17 protein-coding genes and 3 pseudogenes are annotated in these 18796 nt (G+C 33.7%); 5 read left to right on the forward strand and 15 right to left on the reverse strand.

All coding sequences use genetic code 11. The features are described from left to right. Nucleotides 1–205: 205 nt before the first annotated feature. The 3 genes from MKX66_RS14065 to MKX66_RS14075 form a co-directional block, all read right to left on the reverse strand. Nucleotides 206–505 carry a hypothetical protein gene (locus MKX66_RS14065; RefSeq protein ID WP_215590899.1) on the reverse strand — a complete coding sequence of 100 codons (300 nt, stop codon included), beginning with the start codon at nucleotides 503–505 and terminating at the stop codon, nucleotides 206–208. A 105-nt stretch (nucleotides 506–610) separates the two neighbouring features. Then, a complete protein-coding gene (locus tag MKX66_RS14070; RefSeq protein WP_445662206.1) occupies nucleotides 611–775 on the reverse strand; it encodes a hypothetical protein in 165 nt (54 codons plus the stop codon). Between the two features lie 34 nt (nucleotides 776–809). Further along, the gene (locus MKX66_RS14075) at nucleotides 810–1658 is read right to left on the reverse strand and encodes a CPBP family intramembrane glutamic endopeptidase (protein ID WP_002140783.1); all 849 of its coding nucleotides are present in this window, start codon (nucleotides 1656–1658) and stop codon (nucleotides 810–812) included. Between the two features lie 139 nt (nucleotides 1659–1797). On the opposite strand from MKX66_RS14075, the gene MKX66_RS14080 reads away from it, so the two are divergent. Beyond that, nucleotides 1798–2499 (forward strand): response regulator transcription factor, encoded by a 702-nt coding sequence (locus tag MKX66_RS14080; RefSeq protein WP_002064182.1) that lies wholly within the window; start codon nucleotides 1798–1800, stop codon nucleotides 2497–2499. A gap of 9 nt (nucleotides 2500–2508) precedes the next feature. Continuing rightward, nucleotides 2509–4251, forward strand: coding sequence for an ATP-binding response regulator (locus MKX66_RS14085; RefSeq protein WP_341086427.1), 1743 nt, complete (start codon nucleotides 2509–2511; stop codon nucleotides 4249–4251). Nucleotides 4252–4404: 153 nt separating this feature from the next. On the opposite strand, the gene MKX66_RS14090 is transcribed toward MKX66_RS14085, so the two are convergent. Beyond that, on the reverse strand, nucleotides 4405–5307 hold the full coding sequence (locus tag MKX66_RS14090; RefSeq protein WP_215590898.1) for an AraC family transcriptional regulator: 903 nt from the start codon (nucleotides 5305–5307) through the stop codon (nucleotides 4405–4407). 136 nt (nucleotides 5308–5443) lie between these two features. Here MKX66_RS14090 and MKX66_RS14095 point away from each other — a divergent pair, with 136 nt between their 5' ends. Together MKX66_RS14095 and MKX66_RS14100 are read left to right on the forward strand one after the other, a co-directional pair. Then, nucleotides 5444–5929 carry an RNA polymerase sigma factor gene (locus tag MKX66_RS14095; RefSeq protein ID WP_002125854.1) on the forward strand — a complete coding sequence of 162 codons (486 nt, stop codon included), beginning with the start codon at nucleotides 5444–5446 and terminating at the stop codon, nucleotides 5927–5929. 5 nt (nucleotides 5930–5934) lie between these two features. Further along, entirely contained in the window at nucleotides 5935–7056 is a 1122-nt protein-coding gene (locus tag MKX66_RS14100; RefSeq protein WP_341086429.1) for an anti-sigma factor, read from the forward strand. Nucleotides 7057–7123: 67 nt separating this feature from the next. Here the strand turns inward: MKX66_RS14100 and MKX66_RS14105 are convergent, their stop codons facing one another. The 9 genes and pseudogenes from MKX66_RS14105 to MKX66_RS14145 all read right to left on the reverse strand — a co-directional run. After that, nucleotides 7124–7735, reverse strand: coding sequence for a hypothetical protein (locus MKX66_RS14105; RefSeq protein ID WP_341086431.1), 612 nt, complete (start codon nucleotides 7733–7735; stop codon nucleotides 7124–7126). A 484-nt stretch (nucleotides 7736–8219) separates the two neighbouring features. Further along, nucleotides 8220–9197, reverse strand: a complete 978-nt coding sequence (locus MKX66_RS14110) for an HD domain-containing protein (RefSeq protein WP_326996818.1) — start codon at nucleotides 9195–9197, stop codon at nucleotides 8220–8222. Between the two features lie 133 nt (nucleotides 9198–9330). Beyond that, nucleotides 9331–10437 (reverse strand): metallophosphoesterase, encoded by a 1107-nt coding sequence (locus MKX66_RS14115; RefSeq protein WP_341086433.1) that lies wholly within the window; start codon nucleotides 10435–10437, stop codon nucleotides 9331–9333. Between the two features lie 403 nt (nucleotides 10438–10840). Then, nucleotides 10841–11008, reverse strand: coding sequence for a hypothetical protein (locus tag MKX66_RS14120; protein ID WP_252188907.1), 168 nt, complete (start codon nucleotides 11006–11008; stop codon nucleotides 10841–10843). A 7-nt stretch (nucleotides 11009–11015) separates the two neighbouring features. Beyond that, on the reverse strand, nucleotides 11016–11864 hold the full coding sequence (locus MKX66_RS14125) for a hypothetical protein (RefSeq protein WP_215590894.1): 849 nt from the start codon (nucleotides 11862–11864) through the stop codon (nucleotides 11016–11018). Nucleotides 11865–12464: 600 nt separating this feature from the next. Next, nucleotides 12465–13394, reverse strand: coding sequence for a hypothetical protein (locus tag MKX66_RS14130; RefSeq protein WP_326996817.1), 930 nt, complete (start codon nucleotides 13392–13394; stop codon nucleotides 12465–12467). A gap of 111 nt (nucleotides 13395–13505) precedes the next feature. Further along, nucleotides 13506–13970, reverse strand: a complete 465-nt coding sequence (locus MKX66_RS14135) for a DUF6882 domain-containing protein (RefSeq protein WP_326996816.1) — start codon at nucleotides 13968–13970, stop codon at nucleotides 13506–13508. Nucleotides 13971–14064: 94 nt separating this feature from the next. Continuing rightward, entirely contained in the window at nucleotides 14065–14211 is a 147-nt protein-coding gene (locus MKX66_RS14140) for a hypothetical protein (protein ID WP_207192694.1), read from the reverse strand. 441 nt (nucleotides 14212–14652) lie between these two features. Next, nucleotides 14653–15210, reverse strand: a pseudogene (locus MKX66_RS14145) (RHS repeat-associated core domain-containing protein); the annotation flags it as partial. 102 nt (nucleotides 15211–15312) lie between these two features. On the opposite strand from MKX66_RS14145, the pseudogene MKX66_RS14150 reads away from it, so the two are divergent. Next, nucleotides 15313–15444: pseudogene (locus MKX66_RS14150) on the forward strand (IS6 family transposase); the annotation flags it as partial. A 17-nt stretch (nucleotides 15445–15461) separates the two neighbouring features. Here the strand turns inward: MKX66_RS14150 and MKX66_RS14155 are convergent. Further along, nucleotides 15462–15707: a hypothetical protein gene (locus MKX66_RS14155; RefSeq protein WP_098167239.1), complete on the reverse strand. Its 246-nt coding sequence runs from the start codon at nucleotides 15705–15707 to the stop codon at nucleotides 15462–15464. Between the two features lie 23 nt (nucleotides 15708–15730). Continuing rightward, nucleotides 15731–18773, reverse strand: a pseudogene (locus MKX66_RS14160) (RHS repeat domain-containing protein); the annotation flags it as partial. Nucleotides 18774–18796 lie beyond the last annotated feature (23 nt).

Raw genomic sequence — 18796 nt, forward strand, 5'->3', positions numbered from 1 at the left:
GCTGCCTGTCTATTATTATTGTAAGTTCGTACTTTCAAAATTAGAACAAGCTAATCGTGATAATTGTTCTAGCTCGTTCAATTTACATAAAAAAACTCTTCTATTACAAGAAGAGTTTCACCGGCTCATAATCTGGTATAAGAAATGTACTTACAAACCAATGCCTTTTACATATCGTATATATTCATAGTCCTTAAAATCCTTCTTAAGGAAGTACATCTATTAACAAACTAAAATCTTGCAAAGAAAAAGAACTATATTTCATAATACCTTGTACAGTTAGAAGTAATATAAGACCCATCACACACATATAATTAATACTTTCTTCATGCTTTTTCTCAGCAACTACTCCGCCCGTTATGCATAAAATCCCTAATAAATGGAGCGCTAAATACATAAAAAAGTAAGCTTCCTCCCAGCGAAGAATAACATTGACTGTCGTTATCAGCACTATACTAAGCACAATCAAATAAAAAAACTTATTTGATGATATTGTTTCATTCATATAATTTTATACATCCCTTTCAAATTTCGAATTAATGATGATTTAGTTTTCATAAAATAAAAGTCCCCATCACTTTCTCCAACATTTTATGGGTCCTAACATAATTCACTTCATTTCTACATATTGTCTGAAGATGCGCTTCATCATTTCTTCTATAATAAAGCTGACTATTATTAATGTCCCTAACACGATAAAAAGAAAAATAATATTTCCTGTATCATTATTGATGGCAAAGTACTTATATCTAATAGAAGTACAATAATCTATCATTTCCTTCAATATTTTCTCAAACGTCTTCTCTACCTTATTTATCTCCTATTATACTTGAAAAGTTCTTCTCCCTCTCTGCATATATAACAGGCACTTCTTTACTCCAATATTTGCGATTCACAAATAAAAAGATGAGCACTAAGTTTAATCCTGTCATAAAAATAATTAATCCTGGAAAGAATGTCGTATAGTTCGAAAAATCGGCAAAACTCATTATCTTTTCTCTACTTACTAAAAAAGAAGAACTAAGCACAAGCGCATTGTTTAACATATGAATAGCAATTGGCATGAGTAAGCTTTTCGTACGAATATATACAATTGATAGTACGATGCTAAACACAACTGCACCAAGGAAATCAACATGTAAGCAAGCAAATAAAAGTGCTACAACGACCATTGCTATACTAGTACCCCATTTTGCCGCAAAACGCTGCAGTAAAAACCCTCGAAAAACAAACTCTCCGACAATAGGCGCGATAAATACAACCCTAATAAATTGAAATACATATCCCCCGGTACTATCTATAATCGGTTCATGCAAGGCATTCATAATAAAATCTGGTGTAATCCATGCAAAGCTGTACATATATAAAATAAGATAGCCGTAACTAAACATACAAAGTATAATCGCGATGTACAAAACTTGCACTAGGTTAAATGTTTCGTTTCTATTAATAAATAATGAAAATGAAACACGATGCTTTCTATATCCGTAAAAAAGCCATATTATTGGAAGGATATAAAATATAAGCATATTTATAAAAGATGAATTCTGTATATGAAATGTATTTTCTAGCACTTCATTACTACTTCGTGCTATTAAAATTAGTAATGCAAATACAATTAAAAAATATCTAGCTCGCATCGTTTGAAACGGATTCACATTCATCTCCTCCCCATGTTACTTTTATCATATCATTTGAATCTTAATTTTTTGTGAAAGAAAACCTTAAAATTTCCTTAAAAATTCCATAAGTTACAAAAAGATGATATGATATTCGAGGAAATTAGGAGGGATTCATATGTATCACGCAAATATTCTACTCATTGATGATGAAACAGCAATTTTACAATTACTAACTACCATTCTTGAAAAAGAAGGTTTTTCTCATATTACAACTGCAACATCTGCGGAAATAGCCTTATCTCTCACCGAGCAAAACAATTACGATTTAATTATTTTAGATGTAATGCTTCCTGGACAATCCGGTTTTGACATTTGTCCAATCATTCGCCAAAAAACGGATTGCCCTATCTTCTTCCTAACAGCAAAAACATCTGATGTAGATAAAATTTCCGGATTTTCATACGGTGCGGATGATTACATTACGAAACCATTTAATCCACTAGAAGTAGTCGCTCGTATGAAAGCTCAACTCCGAAGACATATGAAACAAAACATACAAGAACAAAGAATATACTCCTTTTCTTTTGGGAGATTTGAAATTGATCAACATTCTGCGGAACTAACAGTAGATGGAAACGTTGTCGAATGTTCCGCTCAACTCTTTCAACTACTACTATTCTTTTGTGAGAATCCGAACTACGTATTTTCGAAGGAAGAATTATACGAAAAAGTTTGGGGAGCACCTGCCTATAATGGAGATGATAATACTGTTATGGTTCACATTCGAAAACTACGTGAAAAAATTGAACAAGATCCAAGTAAACCAGAATACATAAAAACAGTTCGCGGACTTGGCTATAAGTTCATTACAAAGTAGGTTAAAGATATGAATTTTAATAAACGACTTATAATCCAGTTTATTTTACAACACGTTTTTGTCTTAGTTACGTTACTTATCGCAGTAATTGCTTCTTTTTCTTATTTAATTTTTCTTCTTAATAGTACTTTATATGAACCTAATATTTCTGATTATGATACCTTTACAATCTCCGAATATATTTCTTCTGAAGAAAATAACATTACTTTAAAATCTGAGGTAAAAGATTTAATAACAGAAAAGAGTGATTGGCTTCAAATTGTAGATGAAGATGGAAAGGTCCTTTACAACTTTAATACGCCTAACGATGTTCCGACCTCTTACACAAAGACATCCTTACTTACGTATTTACAGAATAGTAACAACAATATTTATAAATTTAACTATTGGGAAATTAAATTAGAAAAGAAACCAGTGATCGTTATTTACGGTGCCAAACTAAAAAGTAATGCATTACTAAAAACGATACAACAAGGACACCCTTCTTTATCATTAAATGAATTTGCATTAACTGAACAAGAAAAACAATTACTTTCTAAAGAAAAAGCAACACTGCAAATATTTAATAACAATGGCGAAGAAGTTTTTTCCTATCCAACTGGGAAGAAAAAAACATTTTCGGCTATAAAAACAGCTCTTAATGAAAAAGAACCGTGGAATTATAAAGAAAATACATCTGGTTTTTACGATTCAAATAGCGGTCATCTCGTCGTTGTATCCGCCCCAAACGCTCATTATTATCCAGATGATGAATTAGATGATATATTTACCAAGAAACTTCTAATCGGATGCAGCTTAATCCTCCTTATTGTGTTTGCTTATTTAGTCATTCTTTCAATTTGGTATGGAAATAAGTTTGGAAAGCCTTTATTACACACGATGCGCTGGCTTAAAAACATAGCCGGAGGAAAATATGAAGAACCTGTTAGTAAAAAAGGCAAACCTGTTCGGTTTCGGCGCTCCGGTAAAGAAAAATGGTCGTTCCGCATATTTAAAGATGTTACAAACTCACTAGAGCACCTTTCTATTACTTTGAAAAAGAACGATGCAATGAGAAAAGTACTGCAACAAACACGTGAAGAGTGGATTACCGGCCTGACGCATGATCTAAAAACACCGCTTAGCTCTATATACGGCTATGCATTATTACTAGAATCGAAGCAATATAATTGGACGGATCAAGACATTCAACAATTTGGCCATGTAATGAAAGAAAAATCTCAATATATGACTACATTAATTGACGACTTAAGCTTAACATATCAATTAAAAAATGATACTCTTCCTGCGCAACACGTAAATGTTGAAATTAATCAGTTCGTCCGAAAAGTACTATTACAATTTATTAATAACCCGACACTACAAAATCAAAACATTGAATTCGTGCCAAGTTCAAGCAAAATCCAATATTTTATTGAAGAAAAATGGTTCCAACGTATTATCGAAAACTTATTAGCAAACGCTGTAAAACATAATAATGAAACGACAAACGTAATCGTAAAGCTTTCGCAAAATGCAAATTCATTTACACTATCTATTTCAGATAATGGAAAAGGTATGGATGATAAAACGAAAGAACTTCTATTCGAGCGATATTACAGAGGAACGAATACAGAAGAAAGCAACATCGGAACTGGACTTGGTCTCGCCATTACAAAACAGCTCGTGCATGCCCATAACGGAACGATTTTCATTGATAGTGAAGTTGGAAAAGGAACGACGATTATACTTGTGTTTCCATTTAGTTCGTAGAAAAAGGTGCTTTTATAAAGCACCTTTCTCTTTTCGGAGCAGCGCGCTAGTAAATGAAATTATATCGACTTAACTATAAAATACAACAATAGTAGCAACCTATTAATAAAAGAAGACCGTCCAAAAATACCTTTTGAACGGTCTTTCTTTCTATTATTTCTTCTTCACCGGTATCCAAAGTTCAATTTGAGCGAACTCACTTTTATCTGCATGGGAACGTTCATCGTATAGCTCAAACTCATTAACGCCGCAATGTTCGTATCCTGAATGCGGGAACCATTCTGAGAATACTGCATTCCACGTTTGGTGAATAGACGATACCATTTCTTCATGAGAAACTTTCGGCGTTGTAAATACTGCATACGTTGCGGATGGGAATGTACGCTTTGCAACTGCATTTGGTACATTTTCAAAGTCTGTAACTTCCATTCCGATAATATAAGTGAAGTCCCCTGTTTCTAAATTAAAATCAGTACATAATCCAAGTTCTACCCATTGGCTCGTATCTTTACGATTCGGAATCGTCGTTCCAAGATCTTTTTGTAAATATTCTTGCCAAAATGCTGGAATGTCTTGATGGTTTTTTCCTTCTTTACTTGTCGTCTTCAGCTCATAACCCGCCATTAAAAATTCTGGTTTATTTACAATACGATATTCCATTTGTATGCCCCCTAAATATGGATTTAATTTTCTTTGCTTTACATTCACTCTATAATACATTGGTGTTTCAATTTCTTGTTTTCGATATTCACTTGGTGTCATTTGAAATAATTTTTTAAAGGCTCTCGTGAACGTTTCATGAGATTGAAAGCCATGCTCAAATGCGATATCAATAACTTTTTCATCCGTATGAGAAAGTTGATAAGCTGCCCGGGCTAACCTCCTCTTTCGAACATACTCCATTACTGTATCGCCTACTAACGCCTGGAATACACGATGAAAATGCGACTCAGAAAAACCTGCAACACGTGCTAAATTACGCAGCGTTTGTTTTTCCATTACATCTTCCTCAATATAATCAATTGACCTTTGAATTTGTGTTTCATAGCTTTCCATCTCTGTTCACCCGCCTTATATGTATTATGATAAAAGAGAATCCTATCCAATTCTTGACGTTTTTTACTATAATTTCGTAAAAATTGTAACTTTTTTATATGTATTTCGTTGTTATGTATGAAGGGAGGGAAATGTAGTGAAACGCAAACAATCATTAGAAGAAATTTACTCAGAGCATATGCAAGATTTATTTCGCTATCTTCTCTCCCTAACCGGAGATTCTCATAGTGCTGAAGATCTCATGCAAGAAACATTTTACCGAATGCTCGTCCATATTGACTATTATAAAGGAGAAGAAATTAGGCCGTGGTTATTTACAATCGCCTACAACGCCTTTATCGATTGGTACCGAAAAGAAAAGAAGTATAAAACAACGCAAATTGAAGAATTCCATTTACCAAACGTGCCAAGTACAGAACACTCTTATTTCGTAAAACATGAGATTGCTAGTTGGTTACAAAGTATATCCTCTCTTCCGCTCGAAAGACGAAATGTGTTACTACTACGAGATTACTACGGATTCTCTTATAAGGAAATAGCAGAAATGACTGGTCTCTCGTTAGCAAAAGTAAAAATTGAATTACACCGAGGACGAAAAGAAACGAAAAGCATAAAGGAGTGATACAGATGGGTTGTGCAGAGTTTAAAAAACTGTGGACGAAATACGAAAAAGGAACGCTCACACATGACGAACAAGAACAGTTAGAAAGTCATATAGAAACTTGTGCAGAATGTGGAGCTCATTTAGATGAATTGCTTGCGAAGAGTGAACCCGTAAAGAAAAAATTACCGCCAAAAGATCTTAAAGTTCCTTTTTGGAGAATTAAGTGGAAACATCGGTTACAAACGTTTGGTTTTATATTATCCATTTGCATCGTTATATATATAATCGGTGGGGTATTATCAGCCTTTTATTTTCAAACTAATAATGATAAAAGACTAGAAGAAATTAGAGAAGTTCCTTCGCTTGCACTTGAAGCAACTATCCCAAATAGCCGTGTTATGGGGGGCGGAACAAGTGTAGAAGCTTTTTTCCGTACGAACAGCAGCTTCGATTTAGTAAGAACCGTCGGTAAAAAAGAAATGCCACTCGGTACAGTAGAAACAAAAAGCTTCTTATCATCTGTAGATGTCACGAAACAAACTTGGATGAATCCGTTCTATCAACCAAAACTCTTCTTTGTTCATCCCAAAACAAAGCAGGGTGATTATTTAAAGGATTCCTCAAAAAAAGTATGGGATACACTTGCAAAAGTACATGATGGAACCGTTGCAGAAGTAGCAATTTCTTTTGATAAAACTTACACTTTAAAAGAATTAGAACCGCTTTTATATAGCATATTCGAAGCACAAGAACTCCCTCCAACTCCTGTATGGTACGCTTTAGATACAGGACAAGAAAGAAAAAATGTAGATGACTATATCTTACATGGCGGAGAAGCTATAGGATTTCCAGAACATGTAAGATTTCTAGATAGTAACGCAGACAAGTACAAAACGCCAGAAGATCAAGTAATCGAAATGATGCGCGTCCTTTCTATCCATAAAAAAACGGTAAGTAAAATAGCAGCACTTCCTGAGAAAGAACTCAACTTAGATAAACGTTATAAATATGTAAAAGATAACGGCGTAAAAGTATACGGCATTGTCATTACGGGGCCGTCGAAAGAATTATTAAAATTACAAAACTCCCCGCACGTACGTTATGCGACTCTTGGAGATATTGAGGTTTGGAATTGGTTTGATTAGTGAAAATGAAAAGGTTGTGTAGAAAATAGCAGCTATTTTCTACACAACCTTTTTAATAATTTAAAACCTATATTTCACTAACAGAATCTGTGAATAAAGCGTGGAATACGTTAACTTCCCCCATACGTAAACATTCCGTTTCTATATCAGGAATTGCAGTTCTAGCAACCTCTCGTTCTACTCTTACAAATCCTTTTGTATTCATTAGTTTATCAAATTCACAAATGGTATACATTTCTACATCGATTGTTTCAAAAGTCCATTCCCTTACATCTTCATCATATGTTGTTTTTAATACGTAGTAATAATAATATTTATCAAGTAAGCTAACAAAAACCCCTAAATCAAGGCGCTCGCCTCTTGATTTTCGTATCCAATCAATATCATCATTTAACATCGGTTCTTTTCCATTTAGTAACACATTATATTCTAGACAATTATATAGGTTTAAATCTGTATAGTCTGACACGTGATAATCACAAAATGTTGACTCGATTAAAGACAAAATTTCCTTTTGAGAGCTTTCGTTTTTTATAAAACTCTCTTTCAAGTCTACAAACTTTTTATGCTCTTTGGACTCCTCGTACAATCCTTTTTCTTTCACAATATTTTTCGGAAAGAATTTGTAAACTGTTTCTTTTAATTCATTCATCATTTCAGGTTTTGCCGTTTTAACCATTCTGTAAATCCTCCTATGCTAAAAAGAATTCTCACCGCAATAAAGAATCATACCTTAAATATGTTATTAATTAACAAATAAATTATATTAAAATAAACAATATGATTCAATTCTGTTTTTTAAAAATTTTTCTGTTATAATGGCTGATTCCGAACATTATGTTTATCATAATATGAAAATTACAACAAAAAACGACAAAAACCTTTAAATCACCTTAAAAAATATAACAATCCATATATAAAGAACGAAAGATTCTAAAGCGATTATTGAAAAATATATTATTTTTGTCACATTAAAAATTAGTACTTTTTTCACAAATTATTTTTGATGGAAAACTTTATAAAAAATTTTTTTTACTATAAAAGGTATTTCTCTGGTAAAATATTATAGTCTCGTAAAAATGTAACACATTTCCATACGAACAACCCTTTAAAGCGAAAAGGTGTCATCATAATTGATGACACCTTTTCCTATTACAAATAAACTAATTAGAAATCACTTTCACATACATCCCTCTTATCGCCTTTTCATAAGCGATATCGCTCATCTGTCTTATTTTTTCCGATACAACAGACGATCGAACAACTTCACCTTCACGAAGTAATGGAGGATCAATAAGACGCACTTTATTTTTCTGATGTAGATCATACTCATTTCTATCTTCTTTTACTTCTATACTTGGATGAACTTTTCTTAATAAAGCATCTACTTCTTGATCTTTACATAGCCGCAATTTCGTAATAAGCTCATGATCTTCAAGAAGAAAATCATCTGGATGGATTATCTTTTTATGAAGAGCTAATTTTAACGTTTTAGCTAACATATCGTTTCCATAAATATTCATTGGTTTCATAAAGAAATCAATTACTTCTTTGTAATACGTCTTCGTAAACCATTCTGCAATTTCAATATTTTGAAGAACCATTTTCCCATCTACTTCGATTAAATCCTCTAAAAAACTATGAACTTCTTCTAAAGAAATATATCCATATGTAAACATGTCCCGTAATGTGTAATCCACTCGGTCTGCACATAATTCTGGCGCAGATTTTTCAAGTAATGTCCACTTCGAATCATCTAACAAAATATCTTCATAGTTATAACCATGTTTTGAAAGAATCGCCGGGATTTCCGAGTTTTTCACGACAGAACTAAATATTTCTTCATGATAACTTTCATTTTCGTTATCAAAAACGTAATCGATCACATGGGAAAAAACAGTATGCGATACATCATGCAGTAAAGCAGCAATCTGTTCTTCTACTGAACCACCAAGTTTTTTAATTAACAACATAGCACCAACTGAATGATCAAAGCGCGTTACATTCCATTTCTCATTCATTAAGTAACTTGCTCCGGCTTGATGAACCCCTTTCAGCCTTTGCACAGGTTTACTTAAAATTAATTCTTCTAACACTTTATCTACTTTAAACTCACCGTATATGACATCTAATATGATCACTTAAAATCCCCCTTTTCAAGCAGAGTCTTCTTATAGTATCTCTTTTTTCAGAGAGTAAATAAAGAACTTCACTCGAATATTTTGTACCTTTAAATTAAAAAATAGAGAGCACTCAGCTCTCTATTTCACAATCCTATTCAAATGTAACTTCAACCTGCACAATCTCAGATCTACTTCCCAGTCTAAGCGGTGGTCCCCAGAATCCAAATCCAGAAGAAACAATTGCGTGGAATGCACCTTTTTGTGCGTATCCCCAGTCTAGTTCGTACATTCTTCTCGTCACAATATGGTTCGGCGCCATTTGTCCGCGATGCGTGTGACCGGATAATAATAAATCAACGCCGGCGTCCGCTGCTTGTTTTAATTCAAATGGTTGGTGATCCATTGCGATAACAGGAAGCGATTTATCTACCGTACTCATTAGATTTTCAAAGCTTTGACGATCTCGCTCTGTTTTATCCCTTCTTCCAACGAGATAAAAATCATCTTCAATTGTAATGACTTCATCTAAAAGAATACGAATATCAATCTTATCCATCTCTTGTAAAAACTCAGGAACAGCTCGGCCGTAATATTCATGGTTTCCTAACACACCATATACGCCTAATGGAGCTTTCATCTGTTTCATGATTGGTCCCATATTTTTCTGAATGAACACACCTGGATGATCATCGATAATATCACCCGGCAGTAAAATAATATCGGGTTTCATTTCATTTACATGACGAACGAGTCTCTTTAAATGAGCAACTCCAGACAGTTTACCGAAGTGCATATCAGAAGCCATCGCAATGCGTAAACTTTTACGCCCTTCTACTTTTTTCGGTATATGTACATCATACTTTCTTACAACCGGGCTATACGCATTAAATACCCCGTATGCGAAGATAAAGAAAAATACGAGTAAAGTGACTGCCCCTGTCCAAATAATTGCCGTCTCTTTCTCCACTGAAAACTGTAGAAGGAAAACTGTAATATCGGCTAACGGCAATAACATAAGCGCGTATTGTATAACCGCAAACCAAATTGAACCGACCGTTCGCAGGAAAGGAAGGAATTTAAACACTTGTACGAGAATATACGCATATGAAATGAAGCCAACTACGAAAGCGTAATATCCCCAAGATTCCCAGCCGAACACCGCATGAAGCCAAACCCATCCGTTCCAGCCGATGTAAAACATGAGTAGTGTGTATACAATTAAAATAGTGAATATATTGAGATAACGAAGATTCTTCACAACCAGCCTCCTTATTGATTTCTTCTATTATATCTTGTTATGCACGTTTAACGTAAATATTAAGCACATCAATCTTCACAATAAAAACATTGATAAGCATATCGTTTTAAAATTTTCAGGAACGGCTGTAATGGGCATTTTAGCATTTTAGCATTTTAGAATCTTACATATTAGACGAAATTGATAATGATATTGAATATGTTGCGACAACTTCTTTATTTTGATTTAACATCACAGATAGTGAAATATTTTGATTAATAATAAGAGGCTATTTCAATGATAAAAAAGAGCTTGAATTACTTCAAACTCTTTTACATATAAGCGTAATTTCAATTGATTCTCTATTTAACCCTTTATTTCATGAAATTAACCGATGTTTTTTAGTTGTTTTTCTAATGACCATCTAGCTGTTTTTTTCACTATCAAACCAAATTGCACCTTTTTCCAACCATTCTTTTCTATACTCAATAAATGTATAGCCTTGATCACAATCATCATAACCAAATTGAAAACCGCAACATAGACAAATCTCATATGATGGGTCATCATCTTCATCTTGTATCCGTTCCATTATCCCCTTATGTATTAAGGAACTCAACATAATACAGCGTATCATCCGTCTGAAAATACATAACAGATCCGCGGCTATAATACGCAACAAATTGAATCGGTTCTCCTAGTTCATTACGAAGATTCATATCATGCACATGATTATTATTTAAATCATAAACAACCAACTTTTTATCTTGTGTACTGAATACAACTTTATCTTGAGCAACCGCAAAACTTTCCGATCGTATTTCCTTAATTACATTTATTTCATTCCAAGACATATGAATTTTTTTATCTTTCATTTGAACTAAAGGAAATTCTGAATAATAATAGAGCCAAACGTCTCCATCTATAACGTTCATTGCATAACAATCATCTATAGGAGGTACATTAAACCTTTCTACATATTGATCATAATTATTAAAAATCAAGTGACCTGTAGAGTCAAAAGCAACTATACCATTTACTCCAATTGGGCACTCTCCGAAAACCCCTTCATCACAATAACTAACCCATATATCTTCATTCACATCAACCTGACAATCTTGAATCCCTTCTCCGGCATAAAACTTACAATGTTCACTTCCGTCCGAATTATAAATAACCGCATTATCCTCTTCATAATTAAATATAAGTAACCATTTCTCTCCGATTCGTTGCATACATCGCACAGATTCAACATCGATATCTACGTTTAAATTGAATTTACTTATATTCACATTATTTTTATCCAAATAAATAATACAAGACTGATCCGTATTATTTTGTACTAGTAACATTACATTTTGTTTATAATCCAAACTCATTTTTTTAAACTGATAGGCTTCAACAATAGACTTAAAACTTATTAACTCTTTACATACAATATCTTTCATATAGATGAAAATCCTCTCATTGATTCTAAACATAAAAATAAGCGTCAAACTTCTATACTTTTAATAAGTTTGACGCTCGCTCTCAATTATTATTTTAAATACTACCCTTTCATTCTCCTAATCCCACTCCCAGATTGGTGCGGCAGAAAAACCTTCAAGACTCATTTCCATTGAATTTAAAAGTATTTAAAAATGAAGAAAGCTGACTTTTAATACTAAGTATATATTCATGGAATTCATATATATAACAACTTAGCGTGCTATCTCCTTCACCTGAGAAGTCAGTTATAACAATCTTGATGAAATTATCATCCTGCTCGTCTATATGAAAACATTCCATTATTTATCCCCCCCTATAATACGTATAACAGCTTGGCTAATAAATAACTAATCTAAAGTATAATTGTGGAAAATTTATATTTATAAGTTCATCTAATCTCTTATTGGTAATGAAGGTGTCTAACCTTTTTTTGCTTTAGAATTATAATGATAGTATAGCGTTTATCCTTATGTTTTTATAGCCAACAAAAATTAATGTGTACAAAAGAGAGAAAAATCTACATCAGCTTTTCTCTCTCTCTCTATCAACCACTTCTCTATTTATTCTCCCTCTTCTAAAATCCCATATTGCTCCCAACAAAATATTCGTTTCCCTTTAACAGCATATATTGTTTGATCCCTTGAAAAAATATACTCAAATTGAATAGGATTTCCATCGCTATCTACTGTTAACAGCGTTTCTAATTTTTTATTTACAAGTGAATATGCATGTATTTGATTGTTATCTACACCAAAGATAATATTATTTTGCACTTTTAAATATAGTGATGTATGATTCAATGTTGTTTCATACAGAATAACTTGTTCGCACCGTTCTTTATTAATTTGTGTGAATGAATACGTTCCTTGCTCGTTATAGTAAGACATTAAAATATCACCTGTCTTCTGTATATGTATTGCTGTACAATCACAGACAGATCTCTTTATTGAATTATTAAATTCATTAGTAATTAAATCGCCATTCTTAGAAAAAATAGCTAATCCGCTCTTTTCAAATTTATTAATATCATATATATTTTCCCAATCTATCGAATCAAACTCTTCATCTGAAATAAACAATTCCTCTACAGAAGTAAATATACCTTCTTCACTATATCCAACCAATAAATGTTCTTCTTCATCAACTTGAAAATATTTTATTCCATTTCCTAAGTAATATGAAGCAACGATGTTTCCTTTTTTATCAAAAATTGTAGCCGTTGTATCTTCCTTTTTCTCAACGAAACTTTTAACCAAAATCCAATTTTCTCCTAAAGGTTGAATGAAGTTAAAATATTGATTATTTTCTATAGTATATTGTTTCAAAACGCCAGATTTCAACGAGTGTATAATTTTATAATAATAAGTTTCTGTAACCTTTTTATCCAATACTAAAATTATAATATCTTGTTTATTTCCCGTTGTAATGCAGAGAATTTCCCCTTCTACACATGAAAAATCCATCCGCTTATTAAATACTAGTTTTTTCATAACTAACAGACCTCCAATGAATTGATAATACTCTAATTCAGTCGGAATGCTCTCACTTCCACCAGATAATAGGAAGAGCTTACCTTATCTATAATTTTTAGTAGGCTCTACTTACAATCCATTCGGTAACATAACAGCCATAAACAAATCACTTCTTTCACCTGGTGTTATATATATTCCTTCTGCATCTAAATATTCAATGGAAAAGGCTGCTAGCTCATGCGCCATTTCTTGATCGCATTCAAAAAGTGAATTTATAAAAACCTCACTTCCTGTAATCTTTTGTAAATCTTTCAAACAGTTAGACTTACTTCTTGCATAATCAGCCACATTCTCATTAGCCCAAGACCACATCCAACTGTTACTCTTTCCAGACCAAGAACCTATAAAAACAACACTAAATTCAAGTAACACTTGACCATTATTTTTAAACTGTAATATACATTGATCTTGATCATACCAATACTCATCAAAGTTATAGATATTATAATCCGAAATGAATTTTTGCTGTTTACTTTCTAATTTGTCATAACACATAACAAGATAATTCTCGAATTGTTCATCCGTCATTGCCAATTATCACACGCTCCTTTACTGCAAGATTCCCAAGTAATATTGATTTGTTCAAAGGAAACTTTACCTTTTATAAGTTTTATATCCTTTGTATACTCTATATCCACCTATTATTGTAATAGGAATAAACTGCGCAAAATGACCACCCGGATTCACCGATAAGAACACCCCATGCATCATATTCATACGCTGCTACAACTTCTTTATTTTGATCTGTCATCGCAATGACATCACACTGTTCCATATATAAAGAAAGAAGAGTCCCTATCAACTCTCCTTCTTCGAATGAACACCCAACAGTATATCTTTAACCCATTAACTACTTTTTATCTCTCTTTATTTGGTTGTCCAGTACAGCATAAAACTTCTGTCTATTTTTCTCATTCCTTATTATTAGTTTAACTCTAATCGTGCTTTGTAAATATGAACGTACTTTGTAATTGGTAAAAAAACAACTTCCTATATTTAGTATCATTATATATTTGCTGAAACCATTCATAATTTTGAAGACATTTTATATTTCTATCAATTTTTCTAGTGTTTAAACCTGAATCTAATCCACTAGATTCTAAAATCCCACTAATTAATCCTAATAAAAAACTAAACATTCATTAGTCTATGGCTTCAAATATAATATGTTAGCCATTAATCCTCCTTGAACATTTTATATACCTTATATGATTTTCTAGCGTCTTTTCTTATTATTAAAAATCATTTTCTTAGTTGCTTTTGTACTTCTATCCCCTCTAATTTGCTTTTCGTATTTTCCGCCCGGAACTACATTCTTCATTGCTTTCCCCCATGCCTTATGAGCAGCCTGTCCCTTTTTAAAAGGTAGACCTGGCATTTTGTTATATGCTTTTCTTGCTACATTAAGGGCTCTATAAGAACCACCGCCTACACCACCGATAGCACCAAGTGCTGCTCCACCAGCTACTGCCCCAGCCAGTTTCCAACCTCTAGCTCCGCTTTTTTTAGCAGAATAATAACTTGATACACCACCAAAAGCAGCACCAGCTGCCATCCATGCCCAATGTCCGTCCGGATCCACCATCATCACTGGATTATTATCCGCATAAGTATACCCATTCATCGTAATCGGATCATCTTCATCACCCGGATCAGGATCCACCGATAAGAACACACCATGCTCTGGATTATAGTATCTCGCAATCAAGTAATACATCCCAATTTCTTTATCGTACATGTATCCCGCATATCCAAATGGATTGTCTGCTGCTTGATTCGTTTCAGATACTTCTGTGTTAGCTGCTTTATACGCAATAGTCGCTTCACGACCTTCATTATCTATTTCTTTAATAATCCCATTATCCTTATTATATACAAACCCACGGGATTTCAAAGTATTCGTCATGCTTCACGTACCTTGAAAGGCATTGAAACGATTCATGCTATATACAAACAAAAGAGAAGTCACATTCCAGACTTCTCTTTTTCAACGTACAAGGAATTATAAGATTTATTCAGAACCAATTATTCTCTATCTTCCTTTGCTAACTCATACGTATATGCTAATACAAATCCCAAACCTAAACTAATAGCTACTATTAATTGAAAGAAAAATGAAATATCATTTAGAATACTTGTAGTTATTGCCAAAATCCCGCTAACAAATAACATGCCAGCAATCAAAGCTGAAAGGTAATGCCTTTCTCTCAGCAATGTATACATTAAATATATGGAAATTCCTATTCCCAAAACCATCTTAAAAATATACATACATTCGACCCCATACTTATATTTCACCTTCTTTTTTTATTACTTTTTTTATTGTGTTTCTTATCATATTCTTTATATCCCGATTTGAACCCTTGATAAAATGTGTAACCGTCAGGAATAAAGCCTATAAACCCTAAAGTTTTTAATCCTAATTTCGTTCCAGCTTTTCGCATTCCCTGTTTTAACTGTTTTTTATTGAATGAAGGTGTATTTGCAAGCTTATAGTTTCTTGCCCCTAAACGATACCCAGCGCCAAATGAAGTAACATGTGGGATAAATGTAGCTGGATTTCCAACATAAGATTTCCAAACAGCCTTCCCCCCAGATTTTGTTGCATACCAAATCTGTTTCCCTTTACTTTTCCATGCTTTATGCCCATCTGGATCCACATTCATTACTGGATTGTTATCCGCATACGTATACCCATTCTGCGTCACAGGATCATCACTATCACCCGGATCTGGATCCACCGATAAGAACACACCATGCTCCGGATTATAGTAACGAGCAATCAAATAATACATGCCAATTTCTTTATCATACATGTATCCCGCATATCCAAATGGATTCTCTGCTGCGATACCTTTTGCGTCGCTCTTTAATACGTTACCCCACGAGTCATATTCATACGTTGCTACAACTTCTTTATTTTGATCTGTCATCGCAACTACATCACCACGAGGGTTATAGTGATAGTATACCGTTTGCCCATTCGATTTCATAGCCAAACGTGCACCATCTACTGAATATACATATTGACGCAATACATTCCCACTACCATCTGTCTCATATAATGGATTAATACTATCCCCGTCATAGAAGTAACGTGTCACTTTTCCATTTACACTTTTTTCAATACGACGATTATCATCATCATACTTATATGTTGCGAAGGCATTACTTTCACCTTGTTTCGTAATTGCTACAATTTGATCGTCTTCATTCCATGTATACTTATACTTACCATCAGATGTACGATTTCCATTCGCATCATACGTTAACGATTCGTTTCCGAATTTTACAAGTTGATTTCCTTCATTGAATGTTGCCGCTATAGATTTTGTTTCTTTTCCATTCTCTACAACTTTCACACTCGTACGGTTTCCAAATCCATCATATGTGTACGATTTACTTGTTCCGTTTGGTAATACCTCGTTTAATAATTGGTTAATCGGGTCATATACAAAGTTTGTTTCGGTTACTTTTTCGCCCGCACCTTCATGCTTAATCTTCGTACGGTTACCCGCTTGGTCATATTCATATCGTTCAGAAAGAAGAATGCTGTTTGACGTACCTACTACTAAATCTTTAATTTTGTTCGCATGGTCATAGTTGAAGGCAGAGCCTGAACCATTTCCAGCTGTATACGTACGAACATTTCCTTGATCGTCATAATCAAATCGATATGTTTGCGAGCCATCTGTCACGCGAATGTTTTGATCTAATGTGTTGTAATCATACGATACTTTATTTGTGTATCCTCCTTGCGTTACTGTTTGTTCCTTTAGTTTTTCTGTCTTACTGTTTGCTTTATCATGATATGCCCAGTCAATTTTCCCACCACGGCTATCCGTTGCACTTGTAGCGCGGTCAGCCTTATCGTATGTTTTCGTGCGTTCTACACCATTAACATGGTCTTTGACTTTTGTAACTTGTCCATTCTCATCACGTTCGAATGTGAAAGAATCTTTTCCATTTCGCTTTTCACCAATCGCGCGATCTGCTGAATCATAGACAGATTCTAAAATCGAGCCATTTGGCATTTTTGTCTGAATCTTGTTTGCATTCTCATCGTACGTATTTTCAATACGACGGTTTAACGCATCAATATACACTGTATTTTTATTATCTACATCATATTCATATTTGTGTGTTTGCGTTTTCCCACCAAACATGACAGATTTCTCTGTTGTATTTCCATTATGATTATACAGATAATTAACAGAGGTACCATTCTTTAATGTAACCTTCGTTAATAGATTATCTTTGTTGTAATCATATAGTTTTGTATTTCCTTTTTCATCTGTTTCGCTCTTTTTATTTCCTGATGCATCGTATGTGAAGGTGTTTTTCTAACCTTCTTCATCATACGTGGCAACAACATTTCCATCGTTATCGTACTCGTTTTTGATAAGAGCATTTCCTTCTAGTAAATGAATATCATCAAACCATACTTTTCCTTTATTATTGTTTCTAAATAACAGATATACTTGAATCTGCTTAATTGGTTTCTTAGCTGGAATGACAACCGCACTACGGTTCCAATCATTTGTCCCACTTGGGAATTTTGCTTGATAATTTTCACCGCTGCCATCTTGATAATGTACATCTGCCCAAACAGAGTAGTCTCTAGATAATTTATCTGGAGCATCATTTTCTACATTTTCAGATTTAGACATTCCTGTTAGCGTTAATGTTTCTGCCTTTTTCTGATTTAAGTCTATATGCTGACCATATCCTACATTTGAACCACCGTATTGGCTACGCTCTAATAAAATAGACGAACCTCCTGTAAAACTTTCCTGATGAGAAACATCTTTCGGATCACAACTTGTCCCGTCTCCTCGAATCCATCCAGGAATACATCCTTGTTCCGTTACATTCTCTACACTACTATTTGTAATAGGATTGAAACTAGAAGAAACTTCTCCTTTTTCAAGCTGTAATTTATCAAACCATACGGAACCACTTGTAGAAGAACCACCATTTTCTACTTGTAAATAGATTTTTACTTTTCTTGTTTGTTCTGTCGTTTTAAAAGTAACTTGACGATTGACCCAGTCACGCGTCCCTTGCACTTTATTATGACGAGTATCGTGCCAACCACCATCTATACCGGCACCATGTTCATTTAGTGACTGTACATTGAAGAAAGCTGCACCATTGGATAAATCCGTTTTCACCATACCACTTAATGTATACGTTGTATTTGGTTCTAACAGCACTTCTTGCGTTGCTGCAATGAAACCCCAATCATTATTCGTTGCTTTTTGTTGTAATCTTTAATGACGAATCTCCACCAAGACCACCTGGTGCTGGACTTGTATCTTTTACAATCGCTCCAGTCTCTTTTCTTTATTACCTATTCT

Origin of the sequence: Bacillus sp. FSL R9-9530, from assembly GCF_038008145.1 — a bacterium.
Lineage (GTDB): Bacteria > Bacillota > Bacilli > Bacillales > Bacillaceae_G > Bacillus_A > Bacillus_A mycoides.